Consider the following 23,277-nt stretch of genomic DNA (forward strand, 5'->3'; position numbering starts at 1 on the left):
CGCGCCATCCGCGCCATCTGGCGTTCCAATGGCCGCGCCGAGGAAATCACCGTCTGGTGCTCCAACGACTATCTCGGCATGGGCCAGAATCCCGATGTCATCGCCGCGTTCCAGAACGCGGCCGGCAAGATGGGCTCTGGCGCCGGCGGCACCCGCAACATTTCAGGTACCAGCAACCCGCTGGTCGAGCTCGAAGTGGAACTTGCCGACCTGCACGACAAGGAAGCGGCCCTGGTCTTCACCTCCGGCTTCGTCTCCAACGAAGCCTCGATCTCGACSATYGCGCGKCTKTTGCCCAACTGCCTGATCATCTCGGACGAGYTGAACCACGCTTCGATGATCGAGGGCGTGCGGCGCTCGGGCGCCGAAAAGAAGATTTTCCGCCACAATGACGTCGCGCATCTCGAAAGCCTTTTGCAAGCGGCWGGCCGCGAGCGCGCCAAGCTGATCGTCTTCGAGAGCGTCTATTCGATGGACGGCGACATTGCGCCGATCAAGCAGATCGTCGAACTGGCCGAACGCTACAATGCCATGACCTATGTCGACGAGGTCCATGCCGTCGGCATGTACGGACCGCGCGGCGGTGGCATCACCGAGCGCGAAGGCTTGGCCGACCGGATCGACATCATCGAAGGCACGCTCGCCAAGGCGTTCGGCACGCTCGGCGGCTATATCGCCGGCAACAGCGCCATCATCGATGCGGTGCGCTCCTACGCGCCGGGCTTCATCTTCACCACGGCGCTGCCGCCGGCGATCGCCGCTGCCGCCACCGCCTCGATCCGCCACCTGAAGCGCTCGCAGGTCGAGCGCGACGCGCAGCAGCGCCAGGCGACGCGGACCAAGGAGGTTCTCGCTGCCGCCGGCCTGCCGGTAATGGAGTCGCCCACCCATATCGTGCCGGTGCTGGTCGGTGACCCGGAGGCCTGCAAGATGGCCAGCGACCGCCTGCTTGGCGTGCACGGCATCTACATCCAGCCGATCAACTATCCGACCGTGCCGCGCGGTACCGAGCGGCTGCGCATCACGCCGACGCCGTTCCATTCCGATGCGCTGATTGCGGGACTGCAGGACGCACTGGTCGAGACCTGGGATGCGCTCGGCATTCCCTACGGTTCGGCAGGCCGGCCCGCTGTCGCCAAGAGCGACCGGATTGTTCCGCTGCTGGTGCAGAAATCCGGCGGCTGAAGGTAGGCGGCGACCAAGCGCTGCCGCCCGGGAAGTCGATGCCGGCCGCAGTCCAGCTTTTCAGCAATTTGATCCCGCTCAATGCTCAAAGGGTCCGGATGCCTGACAATGAGCTTCAAATTGTCGAGGAGCTTCATCATGGGCCATAATTCTCACACATCCTTCGCTGACTTCACGCACGCTGCCCAGCAGGCGCAGCAATGGGTCAGGGAACTTGCCGGCGATCTCTCCTGGAGCGAACCGAGCGCCTGCCGCCTCCTGAGATGCGTTCTGCACACCGTGCGCGACTGGTTGTCTCAAGCGGAAATGGCCGATCTGTCGGCGCAGCTGCCTGTTCTGGTTCGTGGAATCTACTTCGAAGGCTGGAAGCCATCTGTGCCTGCGTGTGAACGCACGAAGCGGGACTTCATTCTCAGCGTCAGGAACAGTTTTGGCTACGATGACGAGATCGACTTCAATGTCGCCATCAACGCGGTATTCAAGCTCCTGGATCGTCACATTTCGCATGGTGAGATCGTACAGGTCAGAAACTCGATGAAGAAGTCGCTGCGAAAACTGTGGCCGGTGGATTGACCAATGTTCCGCGACCGGGAAGAGGCTGGAGTGAAGCTTGGCCTGGAGCTTAGCAGGCTTCAACTGCACCAGCCCATCGTGCTGGCATTGCCGCGTGGCGGCGTGCCTGTCGCAGTGGAAGTGGCCAGGGCCCTCAGCGCTCCTCTTGATCTGCTTATCGTCCGCAAGGTCGGCGCCCCGGGCAATCCCGAGCTGGCTGTTGCCGCAATCGTCGATGGCGACCCTGGCGACGTCGTCTTGAACCGTGAGATTGTCGAAACCTATGGACTCGACGAAAGCGAACTACGTGTCTTGATTGCAAATGAGCGGCCAGAACTCGAACGCCGGCGCGCTGCCTATCGCGGGAAGACCGCACCGATCTCGATTGCGGGAAAGACCGCGATCATCGTCGATGACGGTGCCGCGACCGGTACGACCATGAAAATCGCGATCCGCGCCCTCAAGCGCCGGTCACCAAGGGAAATCGTCGTGGCAATTCCCGTTTCACCGCAAGAGACGGTCGCCGCGCTGGAACAGGAAGCGGACCGTGTGGTCTGCCTTAGTCAGCCAGCACGGTTCCGGACCTTGGGCCACCACTATCTGCGGTTCCCGCAGCTCTCTGACAGCGACGTTGTCTCCGCCATGGACGGGGCTGCCCAGCTGTACAAAATTGGCCAGCGGCACGTTTCCGGCCTAGTTCAAAAGCCGTGAAGAACAGGAGATCGCACTGATGCAGATCCGCACGCTTTCTGCTCTGGAATGCACCAAAATCCTGACGGCCAACCGTGTTGGCCGCCTGGCATGCGCGAAGGACGGGCAGCCATATATCGTGCCCTTCTACTACGCTCATTCGGACGCTCATCTTTACGCGTTTTCGATGCCGGGCAAGAAGATCGAATGGATGCGAGCCAATCCTTTGGTGTGCGTCCAGATTGACGAACATGGCCAGGGCCGAGGATGGAGAAGCGTCGTTGCCGACGGCCGGTACGAAGAATTGCCTGACCAGATCGGCCACAAGCTTCAGCGGGACCATGCCTGGTCGGTGTTGAGCAAGCATTCCGACTGGTGGGAACCTGGCGCACTCAAGCCCGTCATTCCTCCTACAGCCGACAGTGCACCACACGTTTTCTTTCGGATCCTGATCGAGCAGGTGTCCGGACGAGAAGCAAGCGAGTAGTCGCCCCATCAAGTCTTGCGAGAAATGAAATGAAAGGGCCGGCGCAATCTGCACCGGCCCTTTTTCTTTACCGTTGAATTGCTATCGCGCCATCAAGACCGGCAGCGATTGACCCGCAAGCATTGACTTGGTGACCCCGCCGAAAATTCGCTCGCGCAACCGGGAATGACCGTAGGCCCCCATCACCATCAACTCTGCAGCAACATCGCTGGCATGCTGGCGAAGGACATCGGCAACCGAATGGTTCGCGCTCGGCAGCCGTTCGACGGTAACCTTCACGCCATGCCGGGCAAGATAGGCCGCGGCATCGGCTCCGGGTTCCGCGCCGTGATGGAACTCGTCCTCGATCGGGTCGACAATTACGAGGTGAACCTCTTCGGCGCCTTTCAGCATATCGAGAGACTCGCGGACGGCGCGCGATGACTCAAGACGGGCGTCCCATGCAACGAGGATGCGCTTCGGCTTCAGCGTCGGGCGCGAACCCTCGGGAACGAGCAAAATGGGCTTTCCCGATGAGAACAGCGTGCCCTCGATGACTTTATCCTTGAGCGTATGGCTTGTCAGCAGATCTGGTCCGAGAATGGTCAGATCGGCGTAGCGGGCACGCCTTCCGATGACGTCGTCCGCCCAGGCCGTATCGGGATAGTCGTCGCTCAGATCAGCCGATACCGGGCTCTTCGAAAGAAAGGCGCCGACTGCCGAGATTCGCTTCTTGAGCCTTTTTACCTCGGCCTGACGCTCCTCAAGCCAGGCTGGCGAGACGACGGCGGCATACGCACCGCCTGAGGGCGGTGCGGCCAGTTCAAGAACGAGCACGGAGAGATGAGCGCCGATCTGTTCGCACAGGCCGGCGGCGAGCTTCAGATCGCCCTCGCCCTGGTTCGGTCCGGTAACCGTAAGCAGTGTCTTGAAAGTCATGGCAATAACTCCTCATTTCCGCGTGAAGGTTCAATCGTTGCTGAAGCTTAGGCGGGAGAGGCCGGTGCGTTCATTGCGCTGAATCAATCCCTTGGGTGCGGCCCCATTTGATCCGTATCAACGTCCTCGCGAGCCAAGGCTGTAGGCTTCCGCCAATCAGTCGGGGAAACGCAGATGAAATTTCTGATCGCGGTGGCTCTCGCAGGTTTGGCCTTCAATACCGCCGCCGCTCAGGAGCTGGGCAACGGCAAGGCGGAATACATGAATTCCTGTGCCGTCTGCCATGGTCCCGAAGGCAAGGGCGATGGTCCGCTCGGCGACGAATTGGTGAAGCGGCCGGCTGACCTGACCCGGCTTTCGAGAGACAATGGCGGCGCGTTCCCCTACTGGCGCGTTTTCGCGATGATCGACGGCCGCACCATGGTGCCGGAGCATGGGGATCGCGACATGCCGGTCTGGGGGCGCCAGTTCCTTCCTGGTGACGTGAAGAAATATGGCCCGAACGCCGGGGAAATCGTCACCAGGGAACGGATCCATGACCTGGCTGGTTATGTCGAGACACTGCAGCAATGAGAGCACATGGCGGAAACGGTCTCCGCAAGACACAAGCATCAAGGAGGCGGTCCATGATCGTTGATGACCAGCAATCCGTTACCGCGTTCCTGCTTGATCCTGCCTCATACGCCGCGGCCGGGCCGGTCGAGGCGATCGAGACCCATATCTCGCGTATTTTTCTGGCTGGCGAACGCGCCTACAAGATGAAGCGGGCAGTGAAGCTCCCCTATGTCGATTTCTCGACGCCGGCACTGAGGCTGGCCGCTTGCGAGAAAGAGGTAGAACTCAACTCCAAGACCGCGCCCGGCCTCTATCTGGGTGTGCGTCACATTACACGCGAAGCAAATGGCAAACTGACTTTTGACGGCACTGGCCGACTGGTCGATGCGGCGATCGAGATGGTTCGCTTCGATCAGTCGAGGCTCCTCGATCGGATGGCTACCGCCGGAGACCTGACGCCAGCGCTGATGACCGCCGTAGCACGCATGATCGTGGGATATCACCGTGCCGCGGCGGCGGTCCACAATGGCAGCGGGTCGTCCAACATGGCTGGCGTGCTCGACATCAACGAGGGCGGCTTTGCCACCAGCCATGTTTTCACAAAAGCAGAGAGTACGACCTTTGCCGAAGCCTTCCGCACCGCTCTTGCCCGCTATGCCGGATTGCTGGACCGCCGGGAAGCCGCGGGCAAGGTCCGCCGATGCCACGGCGATCTGCATCTGCGCAATATCTGCCTTTTCGACGGCGAGCCCCGCCTCTTCGATTGCATCGAATTCAACGACCAGATCGCCAGTATCGACGTCCTGTACGACCTTGCCTTCCTGCTGATGGACCTTTGGCATCGCGGTTTTCCGCAGCTCGCCAACCTTGTGATGAACCGCTATCTCGACGAAGCCGACGACGAGGACGGGTTCATCCTGCTGCCCTTTTTCATGGCGGTGCGGGCTGCCGTGCGCGCCCACGTCACAGCAACCCAGGTCGAGGAAGGCAGTGCCGATTCCGGCAAACTGACTGTCGAGGCCAGATCCTATTTCGACCTTGCCCGGACATTTCTCCAGGAAACCCCGCCGCGTCTCGTTGCCATCGGCGGCCTCAGCGGTTCCGGCAAGACGACCGTTGCAGAGGCGTTCGCCGCCCATGTCGGCGTGCCGCCCGGCGCCCGCATCGTCGAAAGCGACCGTATCCGCAAAGCCATGCACGGTGTGCCGGCCGAAACGCGGCTACCGGACAAAGCCTATCGGCCGGAAGTCTCCGACCGCGTCTACCGCGAAATGGCGTGGCGGGCCGGCCTGATCCTCGCGGAGGGTGGATCGGTTGTCACTGATGCCGTGTTTGACAGGCCTGCCGATCGCGATCGGATCGAGAAGGCGGCGAGTGACAGGGGCGTCGCATGCTCTGGATTCTGGCTGGAAGCGGATCCGCTTGTTCTCTGGCAACGGGTCAGCGAGCGCAAGGGGGGTCCTTCCGACGCCACCATAGATATCCTCTCGCGACAGTTGCAGCGAAAGGCCACTCAATCCACCTGGCGCAAGGTCGACGCTGATCGGAAGCCTGCCGATATCGTCGCGGAGTTGAGAAGGTTTTCCGATAGCGACGCCTCCGAAATCCTGCGCACAGCCTCATGACGGCAAGGTGATCGACCTCAACGCAGATCGAGTATTGCCTCGACGAGGCCGGGTTCGCTTGGATGATGCGTTACCGAAAAGCCAAATTCGCGGCACATGGCCAGCATCTTGGTGTTTTCGCTGAGCACAATGCCTTCGATCCGGCCGATCCCATCGGCCTTTGCATAATCTACGATTTGCTTGAGCAATTCCCAACCCAGACCGTGACCTTGCAAATCCGTGCGCACCAGCAAGGCGTATTCGGCGACAGCGTGGTCCGGATCGCAAGACAGGCGGCTGATACCCGCCAGCAATCCTGTGCTCGTCTCCAGAGCGACGAAAGCCATGTTGCGATCGTAGTCGAGTTGGGTGAGCCGCTTCAACATCTGGTCGGAGAAACTTTTGCGCGGCGACAGAAAACGCAGGCGCAGATCGTCAGGCGAAATCCTGGCAAGGAATTCGGGATAGAGCACGATGTCGGCCGGCTTGATCGGCCGGATGTGATAGTGCGTGCCGCCACCGGAAAACGCCTTCTCCCAACCCGACGGATAAGGCCTGATGGCGAGAGCGGGGTTCGGCCCCACCTCTTCCACCCGTTCCGGCGCGATCTCGATGCGGGCGTCGAGCGCAATCACGCCCTCGGCGTCGGCCAGCAGCGGATTGATATCCATCGAAACGAGGCACGGAAAGTCGACGGTCATCTGCGACAAGCCGTTGAGGGCCGCGATGATCGCTTGCCGATCGGCCGGCTTGCGATCGCGGAACCCGGCAAGCAGGCGGCCAATCCGCGTTTGCGCGATCAGGTCACCGGCAAGAACGTCGTCGAGCGGTGGCAATGCGATCGATGTATCATCCATAACCTCGACCGCGACGCCGCCGGCTCCAAACAGGATGGCCGGCCCGAAGATCGGATCCAAGCTCATGCCAAGGATGAGTTCCTGCGCCTGTTTTCGCACCACCATCGGCTGAACGGCATAGCCTTCGATATCGGCTTGCGGTGCGTGCTTGCGCACACGCGCTTCGATTGAGCGTGCAGCCTCGCCGGCGGCAGCTGCGGTGGCTATGCCAAGCACCACACCGCCAATGTCCGACTTGTGCGAAATCGCCTTGGACAGCAGCTTGACGACGACCTGTTCAGACGTCTTGAGGAGCTGGCCGGCCGCCGCTTCCGCTTCGTCGGGAGATCTGGCGACGATCGTCTCGGGCACCGGAATGCCGTAAGCGGAAATTGCCGCCTTGGCTTCGGGCTCGGTCAGCATTCGCCGCCCCTCCTTCGCGACCTGCCTGAATATGGCGAGCACGGCTTCCCTGTCGCTCGTGATGTCCTCGCTGCGGCTCGACGGCGTGCGCATCAATGCCCGCTGGGCACGCGACCATTCGCTGAGGTAGGAGACGGCTGTTGCCGCGTCAGCCGGCGTTTCAAAACTGGCAATGCCGGCATCCTGAAGGATTTGCCGTCCGGCGCGAGCGGTGTGTTCACCGAGCCAGCAGGTCAGGACCGGTTTGCCGGCAATCATCCCTTCCCTTGTGAGTTCCGCCACCGCGATTGCCGCGGCAAGCGCCGAACCCAGCCCCGTTGGACAATTCATCACCAGGACAACGTCCGTTCCGGGGTCTGCCGCTACAGCTTCGACGGCGGCCTTGTAACGCTCTGGCGGGGCATCGCCGATGATGTCGACCGGATTGGCGTGCGACCATGTTGGAGGCAATACGGCATTCAGGCGTTCGATGGTGGCGGGTGATAGCGCGGCCAATTCCCCTTTGCAGTCGATGAGTTGATCGATGGCCAATACCCCTGCCCCGCCGCCATTGGTGACGATGCCGACGCGGGCTCGTTTGAGCGGAGTGAAGCGGGCGATCGTTTCAGCGGCATCAAACAGCTCGGTCAGGCCTTTGACACGCAGGATGCCTGCGCGCAGCAATGCCGCCTCTGCGACACGGTCAGCCCCCGAAAGCGCGCCGGTGTGGGTCGCGGCCGCTTTGGCCGATTGCTCGTGCCGACCCGACTTGATCGCGATCACCGGCTTGACCCGTGCCGCCGCACGGGCGGCCGAGATGAACTTGCGCGGATTTGGAATTGTTTCGAGATACATCACGATGGCGCGTGTGTGCATGTCGCCCGCCAGCATGTCGAGACAATCTCCCACGTCGACATCCGCCATGTCACCCAGGGAGACGATTTGCGAGAATCCGACATGGTTGTCCGCCGCCCAGTCGATCAGCGACGTGGCAATTGCGCCGGATTGCGACAGCAGTGCGATGTTGCCGGGTTTGGCGGCCATATGCGCAAATCCGGCATTGAGCTTCAAAGGCGGGATCATCAGACCGACCGTGTTCGGCCCGATGATGCGGAAAAGATTGGGCTTGGCAGCGTCGAGCATGGCCTGGCGCAGGCCGTTCTCGCGCGTAAGCCCGGCGGTGATCACGACCGCCGACCGTGTGCCCTTGTCGCCGAGCTCGCGCACGATGCCGGGAACCGTGTCCGGCGGCGTGACGATGACACCAAGGTCTGGAACACCCGGCAGGTCGGCCGCCTTCGCATAGCAGCGTCGACCGGCCACTTGCGAATATTTCGGGTTGACCGGCCAGATCTCGCCCGCAAAGCCGCCATTGACGATGTTGTCGAAGACGACACGGCCCACCGAGCCGTCACGCACCGACGCGCCGAAGACCGCAACCGACTTCGGAGCGAACGCATGGTCGAGATTTCGAATCGTCACCCCTAGTGTCTCCTGTTCCTGGCGATCATCGCCAGTCGATCTTGCCCGTTCGTTGCGTTGGATCAAAGCGTTCTCCGGTTATCGCGATTAGCTCTTGCGCGAGGTCGATCGCAAAGTGGCGACGAGCTGCAGCGATCAACGATTGGAGAGTCGGATGAGTTACTATTTCAGCAAGATCGTCGCCATGCCGTTCACAGCGGCGATCGACCACGTGACCGACAAGCTCGCAAGCAAGGGGTTTGGCGTTCTGACCTCGATCGATGTCCAGCAGACCATGAAAGCCAAGCTTGGCGCAGATTTCAGGCCCTATGTGATCCTGGGCGCGTGCAATCCGCATTTCGCATGGCGGGCGCTTCAGGCCGAAGACAAGATCGGAACCATGCTGCCCTGCAATGTCATCGTCACGGAGGTCGGACCGGGAAGGGTGGAGGTCGCAGCGGTGGATCCGGTCGCTTCAATGGGCGCTATCGGCAATCGCGAGCTTGCGCAGGTCGCGAATGATGTGCGGCGACTGCTCGAAGAGATGGTCCGCGAACTCTAGCGCCAGGGCCATCAAGGTTGTGGGACATTGTATGAACGAGTCGGCTCTGCGGCGCGCATTGCTGGTCATTGCCATCCTTGGTCTCGCCGTTGGAGTCGGAACCTGGCGAACCGGGCTCGGCCCCTTTGAGGCCGACACGATCTGGACGGTGGCGACCTTGCCAGTGGTGGCAGCTCTCGCCCTCTCCATTCTGCGCGATTTCTGGATTGGCCGCTTCGGCGTCGATGCAATTGCGCTGGTCTCGATGTCCGCTGCACTCTTGCTCGGACAAGCCCTTGCAGCAGTGGTGGTCGCGATCATGTATGCCGGCGGTACTGTGCTAGAGGATTTCGCCCGCGGCCGCGCGGAACGGAACCTCAAGGCATTGACCGACCGGTCACCGCGTGTCGCTCACCGGAGGTCAACGCTGGGGACAGAGACCATCTCCGTGGAAGATGTTGCTGTTGGCGACGAGCTTTTGGTTCGGGCCGGCGAACTGCTTCCCGTCGACGGCATCCTGCTCGATGCTTCGGCCTCGCTCGACGAGTCGGCGGTGACCGGTGAGCCGCTGCCGGAACGGCGGACAGCGGGCGATATGCTGCGCAGCGGCACCATCAATGCGGGCGAGCCCTTCAGCATGCAGGCTTCTGCCTCGGCGGAGCAGAGCACCTATGCCGCGATCGTACGCATGGTGGCTGCGGCGCAGACGGCGAAATCCCCGTTCATCCGTATGGCCGACCGCTTCGCCCTGTTCCTGCTGCCAGCCACTTTGCTGGTTTCCGGTGCCGCCTGGTACATCTCCGGCGATCCAATCCGGGCGCTGGCCGTGCTGGTGGTCGCGACACCTTGCCCGCTCATCCTTGCGGCACCGGTTGCCTTCATCGGCGGCGTGTCCCGCGCCGCGCGAGCAGGTATCCTGATGAAAGGCAGCGCGGCTCTGGAGGCCCTTGCGCAAGTCCGAACCGCGATCTTCGACAAGACGGGAACCTTGACCATCGGCGGCGCCGAGCTCATCGAAATCGAAGCCGCACCCGGCCGTGAAGCGAACCAATTGCTGCAGTTGTTGGCATCCCTGGAACAGGCCTCGCACCATGTGCTCGCCGACTCGATCATCCGGGCGGCGCGCGGCAGACAGTTGATGCCTTCGCATCCGCGTGATGTCCGCGAGCATCGCGGCGCAGGCCTGAAGGGCAAGGTCGACAACATGTCGATCGCGGCGGGATCGCGGGCTCTCGTGCTCGCCGACAAGCCGCTGCCCGGCTGGGCGAAAGGCGGCGAAGAAAAATACCGGGACGAGCCGGTACTCAGGGTTTTTATCGCACTCGCGGGAGAGCTTGCAGGTATTTTCACGTTCGGGGACGCCGTGCGTGTCGATGCGCGCGACACACTCGGCAAGCTGCGCTCAGCCGGCATTGCGCGCATGATTATGCTCACAGGCGACGACGGCGTGGCGGCCAAGCGCATCTCCGCCCGGCTCGACCTCGACGCCATTGTCGCCGATGCGACCCCTGCCGAAAAAGTCGCGACGGTCGAATCCGAGAAAGCCTTGGCGCCGACGATGATGGTCGGCGACGGCATCAACGACGCCCCTGCCCTGGCGGCGGCAACGGTCGGTGTCGCCATGGGCGCACGTGGTGCCACCGCCTCCTCCGAGGCAGCTGACGTCATCGTGCTGACCGACAGGCTGCAGCCCGTCGCCGATGCAGTTCGGATCGCGCGGCGGACGCGGGCGATTGCCTTGCAAAGCATCATCGCCGGGCTGGCGCTGTCGGGGCTGGCAATGATTGCTGCGGCCATGGGACAGATTACCCCCGTTGCCGGAGCGCTGCTTCAAGAGGCGATCGACGTGGCGGTCATCCTCAACGCTCTGCGCACGCTTGGCGATGGACGTCTCGGGCGTGCATAGTGGACCACAGCAAAATCGGTGAACGGTCATGGCACAGCAGAATCTGGTGGTTTGCAGCAAATGCGGTGGGGTCAACCGCCTGCCGCCGGCCCGCAATGCCACGGCGGCGAAATGTGGAAAGTGCGGTAACAGGCTGTTTTCGGGTCACCCTGAAGATGTTGACGCCGCGACTTTCGATCATCAGATCGCGCGCAGCGGCCTGCCCGTTGTCGTCGACATATGGGCGCCCTGGTGCGGCCCCTGCAAGATGATGGCGCCGGCCTATGCAGCAGCAGCAAGTGAGCTGGAGCCGCATGTCCGCCTGATCAAACTCAATTCCGAGAATGAGCAGGCTGTTGCGGCCAGGCTCGGCATTCGCAGCATCCCGACCATGATCCTCTTTCATGGCGGGCGCGAAATCGCGCGCACATCAGGCGCAATGACGGCAGGCCAGATCGTCAGGTGGGTTCGCGACCGCCTGCCGACGGTCGCCGCCTGAGAGGCGCCGCGCCAATGGATCCGCTCATCGCCCGGCTGGGACTGGCCCTCGCGATAGGTCTGCTCGTCGGCTTGGAGCGCGGCTGGCAAGAGCGGGATGCGCCCGATCGCAGTCGCACGGCCGGCATCCGGACATTCGGCATATCCGGCTTGCTTGGCGGCGTTCTCGCCGCACTTGCCAACGCGCTCGGCGCGGCATCCGTGCTGGTCGGCGGCTTCATCGCCTTTGCGGCAATTTTCGCCTGGTACAAGGCGCGCGAGGCTGTCCACGACGAGGATTTCAGCGTCACGAGCGTGATCGCTGGTCTTGGCGTTTTTGCCCTTGGCGCGCTCTCCGTCGCCGGCGACTACCGGGCTGCTGCTGCCGGTGGGGCGGCATTGGCGGCAATTCTGGCCAGCCGCGAGATCCTGCACGGTCTTTTGAAGCGACTGACCTGGATCGAACTGCGTTCAGCTCTGATCCTGGCCGTGATGACGGCGATCGTTCTGCCCCTGCTGCCAAACCGGACGATGGACCCGTGGGGCGGTTTCAATCCATGGGAAGTCTGGTTCCTGACGGTGCTGATGGCCTCCATATCGTTCGCCGGCTATGTGGCTGTTCGCATTCTGGGAAATACCCGTGGTCTGCTGGTCAGTTCGCTCGCCGGTGCGATCGTTTCCTCCACCGCCGTGACCTTGGCGCTTGCCCGCAACGCCGCCTCGGCGAGCAATCCGCTGCCGCTCGCCGGGGCGGCATCGCTGGCTGCAATGGTTTCGGTTCTCCGCGTCTGCGCCGTGGTTTTGATCATAGAGCCAAGCGTGTTCGTTTGGGTCGCCATACCAGCGATTGCCGCGGCGCTCGCCTTCGCTGTCTGCGGAACATTGCTGCTGACTCGCGACAGCGGGAACGGCGAAGGCAGCGCTATCGCGCGCAATCCATTCGAACTGGGCCCGTTGCTGCTCTTCGCCTTACTCTTTGCGATCGTCGCGACCGCAAGTGCCGGGCTGGCCGCTCAATTCGGTGGGCGCGGTCTGCTGGCGAGTTCGGCGCTGGCCGGCGCATTCGATGTCGATGTCTCGGTGCTCAGCGCGCTGCGCCTGATCAAGCATTCGGTGCCTGTCGACACCGTGGGCCAAGCAGTGCTCGGGGCACTTGCGGCAAACGCGATCGGCCGCCTGTCGCTCGCAATATTTGCCGGTCCCGTCAGGTTCTGGTTGCCACTGGCCGTCGCAACCCTGATCGCCGCGATCGTGGGCGCCTGCGCGATGTTGTTGCTCAGCCCTTGATTGAAACGCGGTTCTCGAGCCTTCTTTGATGCGGATCAAGGGCCAGGTCCCGCCACCGCTCTATGAAACTCCGTGAAAGGAGTTCGCTATGACCAGTTTGAAGGACCTCACCCCGAAATTCCGCAATGTCCGGCTGCTGCTCGCGCGTGAAAAGGGCCACCCGGGAGGCGACCGCGAAGAAGGCTACGACGTGCTGGCACCATTGACCGGCGAAGGCCGGATCGATGCGGAAGAGTGGAAGTCGCACAGGGCCTCTTGCCGTGTTCGTCGCTTTCGCACCGGCGAGGAGGATCTGATCGGCCGGCTAAGGCGCAAGCCCGGTGGGCAGTGGTATTTCGACTATGCCGAAGGCGACCGCGACGACGAGATTGGCTTCCATCTCGGCGACGAACGGTTTGTGACCGGTGAGTACGTGTCGATCGAGCGCAACGGCGCCATGCACACCTACCAGGTGGCAAGGGTTGAACGGCCCTGACGCCTCGAAGCCAATATCTCTGGAAGGGTGCAGACAATGCTCCGGGAGGACGCCTGCGAATAGCCTCTCACCGGGCTTCCGCGTTCGGCGAAAATGGAACATGGCCACATTTTGCTCCTACTCGCCCCGGTTTCGATGACGTCGAAGGAACATCCGTCCTTCAGACTTTGCGCAAGATCAACAAACTGCTCGAGGGAACGCGCTATGGATAGCCTGTTTCAGGGGGCGACAAATGACCAAGCGCATCGCAATCATCCAGGGCCACCCGGACTCGGCGGGTCATCACTTGCTGCACGCGATGGCCGACGCCTATGCCGAAGCCGCAACCGCGGCGGGGCATGAGGTTCGCCGTATCGAGGTCGGGAAGCTTGAGTTTTCATTGATGCGCACGCAGGTGGACTTCGAGACCGGCGCGTTGCCGCCTGCTCTGGTGCAACCGCGGGAGGACATGCGCTGGTCGGAACACTGGGTGTTTCTGTTCCCGCTCTGGCATGGAACCATGCCGGCGCTATTCAAGGGTTTTCTCGAACACATCTTCAGGCCCGGATTTGCCATGGAGTACAAAAAAGAAGGTTTCCCGAAGCGACTGCTTGCCGGCCGTTCGGCTCGCATCGTCGTGACCATGGGGATGCCCGTGCTGCTCTATCGTTGGTACTTTGGCGCCTTCGGACTGCGCGCTTTCGAGCGCAGCATGTTGAGCTTCGCCGGAATCAAACCAATTCGCGAGAGCCTATATGGCCTCACCTTTGCCGACGAAATCAAGCGGGCGCGCTGGATCGAGGATATGCGTAAGCACGGCAGACGGGGCGACTGATCGTATCGTCTGGAATAGGGGCATCCGCATACGACCGCTGGCTTTGATGAGTGAGTTTGCTTCGCGGCCGCTCTGCGCGCGTCGTGGTGACGATGGGCATGCCTTCCGTTGTTTACCAGCTATGGTTCCTCAGACGCGGCTGGATGAACGGGCCAGATAAAGCTTGTTGAGTATTCACGGCACCAGCACCGCGGCGCCACTCAATCGTCCCTGCCTCAGATCGTCCAACGCCTGGTTGGCCTGTTCCAGCGGATAGACCTTGGTATGCGTGCGAACCTGCGCGCGCTTCGCAATGGGAAAGAACTCTTCCGCGTCGCGGCGCGTCAGGTTTGCGACCGACACCAGTTCGCGCTCTTCCCAGAGCAATTCGTAGGCCATCGCCGGAATGTCACTCATGTGAATGCCGCCGCAAACCACCCGGCCACCCTTGCGGACGGCACCAAGCGCGATCGGCACCAGGTCACCCACAGGAGCGAAGATGATTGCGGCATCGAGGTGCTTGGGCGGTGATTCATCCGACCCACCTGCCCAGGTCGCACCGAGCGAGCGTGCGAATACCTGTGCTTGCTCGTCACCCGGCCGAGCGAAAGCGAAGATCTCACGACCCTGCCAGGAGGCGATCTGGGCGACGATGTGTGCGGCGGCGCCGAAACCATAGAGTCCGAGCCGCTTGCCGTCCCCCGCCTTCTTCAGGCATCGCCAGCCGATCAGGCCAGCGCAAAGCAACGGCGCCAGGGATACGGGGTCGGCCTCCGGGTCCAGATCGAAGGCGAAACGCGCATCAGCTATGACATGGCTTGCGAAGCCGCCGTCGCGCGTATAGCCCGTAAAATCTGGCTGATCGCAGAGATTTTCATTCTCTGCGACACAGTAAGGACAATGCCTGCAGGTGTGTCCAAGCCAGGGCACGCCAACGCGGCGTCCGATCCTGGAACGCGCCGCGCCCTTACCGACAGAATCGATGATACCGACGATTTCGTGACCCGGAATGAGCGGCAATTTTGGATGACGCAGGTCACCATCAATGACATGCAGATCGGTCCGACAGACAGCGCATGCCTCGACTTTCAACCTGATCTCACCCGGCCCAGCTATGGGATCGGGCATGTCGACCAGTTTCAAGGGCATGCCGACGCTTTCGAGCATCATCGCTCTCATGACAACTCCTGCGTTGTCCGCAAGGAACAAGGGAAGCAGGTCATGCTCGCTTCCCTTTGACGTTTCGACGCATCACGCGATTGTAAGGTGGTCTTCCACCATGCGTACGCCAGGCACAGCCCAGGCGGCCCGCTCTGTTGTGCGACGTTCGGCCCAGCTGTTGACCTTGCCTTTCAGGGTTACCTTGCCGTCGGACACGCTGACTTCTATCGCTTTCGACTCGACTTCCGCGCTGCGCTTCAAGGCGTCTTCGATGCGCTTTTTCACATCCGACGCCGTCGCATGCGGCAGCACCTCGATGCTGTTGTGTACCCCGAGAACGCCAGCCAGATATCGGATCGCGGCGAACGCTGCGGATCTCTGATACTGCCACTCCACCTTGCCGGTGAGTGTCACCCAGCCGTTCTGGACCCTGACCTGTACCGCTCCGTCGGGGACGACGGTATTCCAGCTGATCGAGTGTAGGGCGCGTTTGGCGATCTCGTCGTCGGCCGTCAGATTGCTGCCGACAGGCCGCACTTCGATCTCCTGCGCGATACCCTTCACACCTTTGACGCGGCGTACCACCTCCTCCGTGGCTGCCTTCTGCGCATAGGTCGATACATGGCCGGTCAGCGTGACCACGCCGTTGTCGACCGTAACTCCGATATTGGCCGCGTCGATGCTCGGCTGGAACTCCAGTTCATCGATGATGTCCTGCCTCAAGATATTATTGTTCATGATTGCACCTCTGCTTGGGAGCGGGCCGCGCTCGCTCGGTTGAAGGTCGATTATGGAGAGGTGCGTTGGGAGGGCGTTGATGAGGATCAAATGGTCGGGTGGGTGACCTAAATTTGCAGCTTTGGAAATCAACCTTTCTTTTGACCGGCATCAAAGCTGACAGATCTGTCCTCCTGTTCACTGCCTCCCATCAGAGCCTTCAAATCTGGGAGAGCATCATGACTACGGCCGATTTCAACATCCCTGTTCCGAAAGTGGCGGCTGCGGCGCCAACGAAACTTCGACTGGGTTCCCTGACCGCATTAGTGATCGGTTCCATGGTCGGCTCCGGCGTGTTCAGCCTGCCGCAGAACATGGCGGCCGGTGCTGGTCCCCTCGCAATCCTGATTGGCTGGGCCATCACCGCGGTCGGCATGCTGGCGCTGGTTTTCGTCTATCAGTCGCTTGCGACCCGCAAGCCCGAGCTCGATGCCGGGCCCTATGCTTACGCCAAGGCCGGCTTCGGCCCCTTCATCGGCTTCAACAGCGCCTGGGGCTACTGGATCAGCGCCTGGGTCGGCAACGTTTCCTACGCAGTGATCGTGTTCAGCGCCCTGTCCTATTTCTTTCCGGCTTTTGGCGATGGAAACACCTGGCAGGCGGTGCTCGGCGCATCGATCCTGCTGTGGCTGATCCACGTCCTGGTTCTCGCCGGCATCCGGCAGGCCGCTGTTGTGAACCTCATCGTCACGGTTGCAAAGATTGCTCCGATCGTCCTGTTCGTCGGGGTTGTTGCCGTCGCCTTCAAATTGCAGGTCTGGTCGCTCGACTTCAACGGTCTGGGCAACGCCAGTCTCGGCTCGATCACCGCGCAGGTAAAAAGCACGATGCTGGTGACGCTGTGGGTGTTCATCGGCATCGAGGGGGCCAGCGTCTTCTCCGGCCGTGCCGAGCGCCGCAAGGACATCGCCACGGCGACGGTTCTCGGCTTCTTCACCTGTCTCGCGCTCTACGCCCTGGTGTCGCTGCTGTCGCTCGGGATCCTGAACCAGCCTGAACTCGCCGCGCTGAAGAACCCCTCAATGGCGGGCGTGCTGGAGGCGGTTGTCGGGCCTTGGGGCGCTATCCTCATCAACATCGCGCTGGTCGTCTCGGTGATCGGCGCCTTCCTCAGTTGGACGCTGCTTGCGGCCGAAATTCCGCATGCCGCCGCCAAGGACGGCACCATGCCGAAATTCTTCGGCCGCGAAAGCGAACGCGGCGTGCCCTCGATCTCGCTTCTAGTCACCAATCTGCTTGTCCAGGCCTTTCTGGTGATCACGCTTTTCGCGCAGAGCACGTATCAGGCATTGTTCTACATTGCGTCGGCCGCAATCCTGGTTCCTTACATCTTTTCCGGAGCCTACGCGGCCAAGCTTGCGCTGACCGGCGAGAGCTACGAGGGTGGCGAGCAGCGCGTCGGGCCGCTTTTTGCCGGATTGCTGGCAACGGTCTACGGGCTGTGGCTCGTCTATGCCGCCGGGCCGGCGTACCTGTTCATGTGCGCGATCCTCTATGCGCCCGGCATCATCTTCTACGTCTGGGCGCGCCGCGAATCCAATCAGCGCGTGTTTCATCCTGTTGAAGCGACACTTGCCGTAGCCCTCGTCGCCGTCGCCACCCTCGCCGTTTACGAGATGTGGACCGGCGCCGTTAGCCCGCTTTGAAGGATTGGTTCGATGACGAAGCTGGGTGTTCATTCCGAAGTCGGTCGTCTGCGCGAGGTGATGGTCCACCGTCCTGACCTCAGCCTGCGCAGGCTGACACCGGAAAACTGCAAGGCGCTGCTCTTCGACGACGTGTTGTGGGTCAAGCGGGCCCGCCAGGAACACGATGTCTTCGTCGATGCGCTGCGCGAGCGCGGCGTGCTGGTGCATTCCTTCGGGGAACTCCTGGCTCAGACAATGAGCCTGGCCGAGGCCCGCGACTGGCTTCTTGACCGCCGGGTTCATCCCGGAGTCGTCGGGCTCGACATGGTCGACGAGTTGCGCGGCTGGCTCAACGAGATGCCGTCAGAGCTGCTTTCGTCTTACCTTGTCGGGGGCATTGCCAGGGCGGAGCTTCCTTTCGAGCCGAAAGGCCTTACCGGAAGGACGCTCGCCCCGCAGGACTTCGTGCTGCCGCCACTGCCAAACCAGCTGTTCACCCGCGACAGCTCCTGCTGGATCTATGGCTCTGTCTCCGTCAATTCCATGTATTGGCCCGCCAGGCGCCCGGAAGCGGCCAATGTCGACGCCGCCTACCGCTTCCATCCCCGCTTTCGCGACAGTGGTGTTCCTTTCGTGTCGCCGGACTTGGGAGCAGGTACCAGCCTTGAAGGTGGCGACGTCATGCCGATCGGGGGTGGAACGGTTCTCGTCGGCATGGGGGAGCGCACCACGCCGCAAGCCGTGGGTGACCTCGCACGCAACCTGTTCGCCTCCGGCGAGGCGACGCGCGTGATCGCCGCGTTGATGCCGCGGGACCGCAGTTTCATGCATCTCGACACCGTCTTCACCTTCTGCGATCGCGACCTCGTCACCTTGTATCCGCCGGTAGTCGACCGGCTGCGCACCTTCTCGCTGCGGCCGGGCGATGGAGAGGCGGCGGTCGAGGTCACCGATGAGGCAAAACCGTTCACGGCTGTGGTTGCCGAAGCCCTTGGACTGAAATCGCTGCGGATCATTGCCACCGGTGGCGACCGCTACGAAGCCGAACGCGAACAATGGGATGACGGCAACAATGTCGTGGCGGTCGAGCCCGGCGTGGTCATCGGCTACGACCGTAACGTCTACACCAACACGCTGCTGCGCCGTGCCGGAATTGAAGTGATCACGGTCGAGGGCGCCGAACTTAGCCGCGGCCGTGGCGGCGGTCACTGCATGACCTGTCCCATCGTCCGCGACCCGATTTGACCCGAAAGGAAATCTCGATGTCGATCAATCTTCACGGACGCTCCGTCCTGACCCTGGACGATCTCACCGCCGACGAGATCCGCTTTCTCCTGAAGCTCGCCGCCGACCTCAAGGCGGCCAAGCTCGCCGGTCACGAGATCCCGCGTCTTGTCAGAAAGAACATTGCTCTGATCTTCGAAAAGGATTCGACGCGCACACGCACCGGGTTCGAAGTAGCGGCCTATGACCAGGGCGCTCACGTCACTTATTTCGGCCCTACCGGCAGCCATATCGGCCACAAGGAATCCATGAAGGACACCGCCCGCGTGCTCGGCCGGATGTACGACGCAATCGAGTATCGCGGCTTTGGCCAGCACCAGGCCGAATTGCTGGCCACGCATGCCGGCGTACCTGTCTACAACGGTCTCACCGACGAGGCGCATCCGACGCAGATTCTCGCCGACCTCATGACCATGCGTGAATTCACGCACAAGCATCTCTCGGACATGACCGTCACGTTCGTCGGTGAGGGTCGGGACAATGTCGCGCTGTCGCTGGCACTCGGAGCTGCCAAGGTTGGCATCGACATGCGCATCGCTTCACCGAAGGAGCTTTGGCCGGACGAGGAATTCTGCGACCATATCCGGGACCTGGCGCAGCGTAGCGGCGGCCGCTTCCGGCTCGACGAGGACGTGACGGGGTGCGTGCAGGATGCTGATTTCATCTACACCGACGTATGGATGTCGATGGGCGAGGACAAATCGGGCTGGGCCGAGCGTATTCGTCTTTTGACACCCTACCGCATCACCAGGGAGGTGATGGCGGCCGCCGGCAACCCTCATGTCAAATTCATGCATTGCCTGCCTGCATTCCACGACACCGATACCGAGATTGGCGCCTTCATCGCGAAGGAGTACGGCATCGACTGCATGGAGGTCACCGACGAGGTGTTCGAGTCGGGGGCTTCGATCGTCTTCGACCAGGCCGAAAACCGGATGCACACGATCAAAGCCCTGCTCGTCGCCACGATCGGCAACTGAGATGCTTGTCGTCGTTGCGCTCGGCGGAAACGCACTCTTGCGCCGTGGAGAACCGATGACGGCCGGGAACCAGCGCGCCAACATCGTGCGCGCTGCGTCAGTGCTGGCCCAACTCGTCAGCGAAGGGCATTCGATTGTGGTCACACACGGCAACGGTCCGCAGGTGGGACTCCTGGCCCTGCAGGCAGCGGCAACCTCGGATGGCCGCACATTTCCACTCGACGTGCTTGGCGCCGAAAGCGCGGGGATGATCGGCTACGTCATTGAGCAGGAGCTCGGCAACCTTCTCAAAGACAAGCTCTTCGCGACCCTGCTGACACAGGTGAAGGTCGATCCGCGCGATCCGGCTTTCGCTCACCCGACGAAGCCGATCGGCCCGGTCTACGATGAGGCAACCGCACATAGGCTTGCCAGCGAGCGCGACTGGCAGATAGCGCCCGATGGCGACAAATGGCGCCGCGTCGTGCCTTCGCCCAAGCCGGTGGTGATCCTGGAAGCTTCAGTGATCTCCTTCCTCGTCGAGCGCGGCGTGATCGTCATCTGCACCGGCGGCGGCGGTGTTCCCGTGATAGCCCGGGATGATGGCAGTCTTTGCGGCGTGGAGGCCGTCATCGACAAGGATCTGGCAAGCTCGCTTCTCGCGCGTCAATTAAAGGCCGACATGCTGCTGATGCTCACCGATGTCGATGCGGTCTATGTCGACTACGGAACAGCCGGCGCTCGCGCGCTCCGGCGGGTGACGCCTAAGGAGATATCCGGACGGGACTTTCCGGCAGGATCGATGGGGCCGAAGGTCAGCGCTGCAATCGAGTTCGCTGAAGCAACAGGCAGATTTGCAGCCATCGGCAGGCTCGAAGACGCTGTTGAACTTGTCAGGGGTGAACTCGGTACCTGGTTCCAGGCCAGCGCTCCCTGCCCATGACGATGACGGTTGCGCCGCCGCGGCAGGCGGAGCGGCTGGCGATCACGACGTTCCCTGATCGGACCTCAAATGACCGTGCGACAAGCAGCTTCGGAGGCATCAAAAATGATCTTCAAAACCATTATTGTTCAGCTGGACATCGATTCTCCGGCGGCTTCGCGCACGCTCTATGCCCAGGAATTGGCGTAACGGTTCGATGCCATACTGATCGGTTTCGCCGCGGCGGATGCCTATGTGTTTGTCTCGGGAGACAATGGCGCCGCTGCAGCGGCGGAGATAATGCGTCAACGCAGGGCGGAAATCGAGGATCGCCTAAAGATCATGCGGGAAGAATTCCTCCGCATTGTCGGGGACAGGGCTTCCTGGTGCGAGGATATCGGAGACCCGACAGGTCTGCTCGCGATGCATGCCCGCGCCGCCGACCTCATCGTCACAGGAGCGCCGGCAAAGGGCGTCGCCAGCGATCGCCACCGTGTCGTCGATGCCGGTAGTTTGTCGCTTTCGGCGGGCCGGCCGGTACTGATTGCGGCCGAAAACCTTGCTCCGCTCAACCCAAAGAATGTTCGTGTCGCCTGGAAGGACACGCGCGAGGCACGGCGCGCAGTCAGCGATGCATTGCCCCTCTTGACAGGCGCACAACATGTGCTCGTGGCGACGATCGAGGAACAAGACCAGAGAAACGCGCGCGAAAGTGCCGAAGACGTTGTTCGGTTTCTGGCGAGGCATGGGATCAAGGCAAGATCGGAGATTATAGGCGTCGGCAATGCAGACCCCTGCGAAGCCGTTGCCGAACTCGCCCGTGCGATGGATGCAGGACTTGTGGTTGCGGGCGGCTATGGTCACAGCCGGATCCCGGGAATGGGCCTTCGGAGGCATGACACGCTCCCTGCTGAAACAGGAAGCAAGCAATCGACTGCTATCAAACTGAGGACGGCGGCCCGGCGGATCCTTGCACGCCGAGGCTCACCGACGCCCTTGTTCCTCGACTGCCTTCAATCGGACCACCGAAACCGAGCAAAGCGCCTCCGCTACCACCTTGGTCGAAACGCTACCTAGGTGCCGGCGAATGGCGGAAGACGCACGTGCCCCGACAACGATGTGTCCGACGTCATTGTGCTTTGCATAGTTGAGGATCGCATCGGCGGGGCTGACCGCCTCCAGCACATGATAGCTGATGCGGTCTTCCGGCAGATGCAGTGGATGGGCCCAATCCTTGAGAGCGACGAGCCGCTTCAAATAGACCGAGCGCCCTGTTTCGTCGGTCGCCGGCGTCTCGCCGATGATTTCGGTCTTCAGGACCGTCACGCAGGCCAGCCACGAATCCTCCCGCGAGGCCAGCACGCGGGCGGTTTCGTTGCGAACCTCGCCCGCCAGCGCATCGCCGCCATTGGCCAGGTCGACTGCCGCGAGAACAATTGACGGTCCGGCCTGTGTCTTCGACGAGGTCGGCCTGCCGACACGCGTTCTGTCATCCGTTTTGTGAAACAGCCTCGTGATCGCAGCCCACACCCCTTCGTCCCGGGGCTTACGCCTGGCAACCACGACCTGGTCGGGGTTTCTGAGATCGGAGATAATTTGCGCCGCCTCGACATATCGTCGAGATCTGTCCACTTCCATGCATCGCAGAATGATGGCTTCCAGCCACTGCGGAATGGTCTCGTTGATATCTCGTGGCGATCTGGGGGCGTGATAGAGCCTGCGCTTCATCCCCGCGAAAGTCGCCGGCCGCCCGAACGGCTCCTCGCCCGTAGCCAGTTGATAGAGGATGCAACCCAGTGCGAACAGGTCACTTGCAGGATCGGACCGCTCCCCGAGCACCTGTTCCGGCGAAATATAGGCGGCGGTGCCCATCGGCACTGAGCTTTCCGCGCCGAGAAGATCGGGAAGCTCCGCATGCCGAGCGAGCCCGAAGTCGAGGAGCACCGCGCCGCGCTTGGCGAGAATGACGTTCTCTGGCTTGAGATCGAGATGAACGACTTTCTGCCGGTGCAAAGCAGCGAGCGCCGTCGCTATCTCGATGCCGATCCTTGCCACCTCGTCCATAGGCAGCGGCGCGTTGCCGACGATATCCGCCAGCCCAGTGCCGGCCACGAACTCCATGGCTATGTAGGGAACCTGCGCCAAGCTGCCGGATGCAGCGAAACGCGCCACATGTGGTCCCGACAGGCGTTTCAGGATCAGCTCCTCCACCTCGAAACCGAGGATGACGGAAACATCCGCGCCCGGGTCGAGAAAAGGGATCTTCAGCACAAGCGGAAAATCGTACCGCGGGTTGGTCGCCCGCCAAAGCGAAGCCATGCCGCCGGAGGGAAGCTTTTCGACCAGCTCGAAACCATCGATGACTGCGCCTGCCTCAACCCGTCGCATCATATAGATC

The 23,277-nt window shown here is 62.0% G+C and carries 22 protein-coding genes; 16 read left to right on the forward strand and 6 right to left on the reverse strand.

The window, feature by feature from the left end:
• The 4 genes from hemA to AC1D1N_RS00020 all read left to right on the forward strand — a co-directional run.
• A partial coding sequence (hemA, locus tag AC1D1N_RS00005; protein WP_477346084.1) for a 5-aminolevulinate synthase occupies positions 1–1,185 on the forward strand: 1,185 nt, incomplete at its 5' end.
• Between the two features lie 108 nt (positions 1,186–1,293).
• Positions 1,294–1,758 carry a DUF2267 domain-containing protein gene (locus tag AC1D1N_RS00010; protein ID WP_477346085.1) on the forward strand — a complete coding sequence of 155 codons (465 nt, stop codon included), beginning with the start codon at positions 1,294–1,296 and terminating at the stop codon, positions 1,756–1,758.
• A 3-nt stretch (positions 1,759–1,761) separates the two neighbouring features.
• Positions 1,762–2,448, forward strand: a complete 687-nt coding sequence (locus AC1D1N_RS00015; protein WP_112559442.1) for a phosphoribosyltransferase — start codon at positions 1,762–1,764, stop codon at positions 2,446–2,448.
• A 19-nt stretch (positions 2,449–2,467) separates the two neighbouring features.
• A complete protein-coding gene (locus AC1D1N_RS00020) occupies positions 2,468–2,914 on the forward strand; it encodes a pyridoxamine 5'-phosphate oxidase family protein (protein ID WP_112559443.1) in 447 nt (148 codons plus the stop codon).
• Between the two features lie 81 nt (positions 2,915–2,995).
• Here the strand turns inward: AC1D1N_RS00020 and AC1D1N_RS00025 are convergent, their stop codons facing one another.
• Positions 2,996–3,832 (reverse strand): universal stress protein, encoded by an 837-nt coding sequence (locus AC1D1N_RS00025; RefSeq protein WP_112559444.1) that lies wholly within the window; start codon positions 3,830–3,832, stop codon positions 2,996–2,998.
• A gap of 174 nt (positions 3,833–4,006) precedes the next feature.
• On the opposite strand from AC1D1N_RS00025, the gene AC1D1N_RS00030 reads away from it, so the two are divergent.
• Together AC1D1N_RS00030 and AC1D1N_RS00035 are read left to right on the forward strand one after the other, a co-directional pair.
• Entirely contained in the window at positions 4,007–4,405 is a 399-nt protein-coding gene (locus AC1D1N_RS00030) for a c-type cytochrome (protein WP_477346086.1), read from the forward strand.
• A gap of 53 nt (positions 4,406–4,458) precedes the next feature.
• A complete protein-coding gene (locus tag AC1D1N_RS00035; RefSeq protein ID WP_477346087.1) occupies positions 4,459–6,012 on the forward strand; it encodes a bifunctional aminoglycoside phosphotransferase/ATP-binding protein in 1,554 nt (517 codons plus the stop codon).
• Between the two features lie 17 nt (positions 6,013–6,029).
• Here the strand turns inward: AC1D1N_RS00035 and AC1D1N_RS00040 are convergent, their stop codons facing one another.
• A complete protein-coding gene (locus tag AC1D1N_RS00040) occupies positions 6,030–8,711 on the reverse strand; it encodes a bifunctional acetate--CoA ligase family protein/GNAT family N-acetyltransferase (RefSeq protein WP_477346088.1) in 2,682 nt (893 codons plus the stop codon).
• 154 nt (positions 8,712–8,865) lie between these two features.
• Between AC1D1N_RS00040 and AC1D1N_RS00045 the strand changes: the two genes are divergently transcribed.
• From AC1D1N_RS00045 to AC1D1N_RS00070, 6 genes are all read left to right on the forward strand, one after another.
• On the forward strand, positions 8,866–9,252 hold the full coding sequence (locus AC1D1N_RS00045) for a DUF302 domain-containing protein (RefSeq protein ID WP_112559448.1): 387 nt from the start codon (positions 8,866–8,868) through the stop codon (positions 9,250–9,252).
• Positions 9,253–9,283: 31 nt separating this feature from the next.
• Positions 9,284–11,137 carry a heavy metal translocating P-type ATPase gene (locus AC1D1N_RS00050; protein ID WP_112559449.1) on the forward strand — a complete coding sequence of 618 codons (1,854 nt, stop codon included), beginning with the start codon at positions 9,284–9,286 and terminating at the stop codon, positions 11,135–11,137.
• A gap of 28 nt (positions 11,138–11,165) precedes the next feature.
• A complete protein-coding gene (gene trxC, locus AC1D1N_RS00055) occupies positions 11,166–11,615 on the forward strand; it encodes a thioredoxin TrxC (protein WP_112559450.1) in 450 nt (149 codons plus the stop codon).
• 14 nt (positions 11,616–11,629) lie between these two features.
• Positions 11,630–12,880, forward strand: a complete 1,251-nt coding sequence (locus AC1D1N_RS00060; protein WP_112559784.1) for an MgtC/SapB family protein — start codon at positions 11,630–11,632, stop codon at positions 12,878–12,880.
• Positions 12,881–12,968: 88 nt separating this feature from the next.
• The gene (locus tag AC1D1N_RS00065; RefSeq protein WP_436261614.1) at positions 12,969–13,355 is read left to right on the forward strand and encodes a hypothetical protein; all 387 of its coding nucleotides are present in this window, start codon (positions 12,969–12,971) and stop codon (positions 13,353–13,355) included.
• A gap of 232 nt (positions 13,356–13,587) precedes the next feature.
• Positions 13,588–14,169 (forward strand): NAD(P)H-dependent oxidoreductase, encoded by a 582-nt coding sequence (locus AC1D1N_RS00070; RefSeq protein ID WP_477346089.1) that lies wholly within the window; start codon positions 13,588–13,590, stop codon positions 14,167–14,169.
• 174 nt (positions 14,170–14,343) lie between these two features.
• Here AC1D1N_RS00070 and AC1D1N_RS00075 read toward each other — a convergent pair whose 3' ends face one another.
• Both AC1D1N_RS00075 and AC1D1N_RS00080 read right to left on the reverse strand, forming a co-directional pair.
• Positions 14,344–15,327, reverse strand: a complete 984-nt coding sequence (locus tag AC1D1N_RS00075) for a zinc-dependent alcohol dehydrogenase family protein (RefSeq protein ID WP_477347323.1) — start codon at positions 15,325–15,327, stop codon at positions 14,344–14,346.
• Between the two features lie 72 nt (positions 15,328–15,399).
• Positions 15,400–16,047 carry a BON domain-containing protein gene (locus AC1D1N_RS00080; RefSeq protein WP_436261615.1) on the reverse strand — a complete coding sequence of 216 codons (648 nt, stop codon included), beginning with the start codon at positions 16,045–16,047 and terminating at the stop codon, positions 15,400–15,402.
• 218 nt (positions 16,048–16,265) lie between these two features.
• Between AC1D1N_RS00080 and arcD the strand changes: the two genes are divergently transcribed.
• The 4 genes from arcD to arcC are packed head-to-tail and all read left to right on the forward strand — an operon-like array spanning position 16,266 to position 20,900.
• Positions 16,266–17,732, forward strand: a complete 1,467-nt coding sequence (arcD, locus tag AC1D1N_RS00085; RefSeq protein WP_436261616.1) for an arginine-ornithine antiporter — start codon at positions 16,266–16,268, stop codon at positions 17,730–17,732.
• Positions 17,733–17,744: 12 nt separating this feature from the next.
• Entirely contained in the window at positions 17,745–18,959 is a 1,215-nt protein-coding gene (locus AC1D1N_RS00090; RefSeq protein WP_436261617.1) for an arginine deiminase, read from the forward strand.
• Between the two features lie 17 nt (positions 18,960–18,976).
• Entirely contained in the window at positions 18,977–19,978 is a 1,002-nt protein-coding gene (gene argF, locus AC1D1N_RS00095) for an ornithine carbamoyltransferase (RefSeq protein ID WP_436261618.1), read from the forward strand.
• Position 19,979: 1 nt separating this feature from the next.
• Positions 19,980–20,900: a carbamate kinase gene (gene arcC, locus AC1D1N_RS00100; protein ID WP_477346090.1), complete on the forward strand. Its 921-nt coding sequence runs from the start codon at positions 19,980–19,982 to the stop codon at positions 20,898–20,900.
• A 312-nt stretch (positions 20,901–21,212) separates the two neighbouring features.
• On the opposite strand, the gene AC1D1N_RS00105 is transcribed toward arcC, so the two are convergent.
• Together AC1D1N_RS00105 and AC1D1N_RS00110 are read right to left on the reverse strand one after the other, a co-directional pair.
• On the reverse strand, positions 21,213–21,743 hold the full coding sequence (locus tag AC1D1N_RS00105; protein WP_477346091.1) for a hypothetical protein: 531 nt from the start codon (positions 21,741–21,743) through the stop codon (positions 21,213–21,215).
• Positions 21,744–21,863: 120 nt separating this feature from the next.
• Entirely contained in the window at positions 21,864–23,270 is a 1,407-nt protein-coding gene (locus AC1D1N_RS00110) for a protein kinase domain-containing protein (RefSeq protein ID WP_477346092.1), read from the reverse strand.
• Between the last annotated feature and the right edge of the window lie 7 nt (positions 23,271–23,277).

The organism is Mesorhizobium sp. P2_B5, from assembly GCF_056404775.1.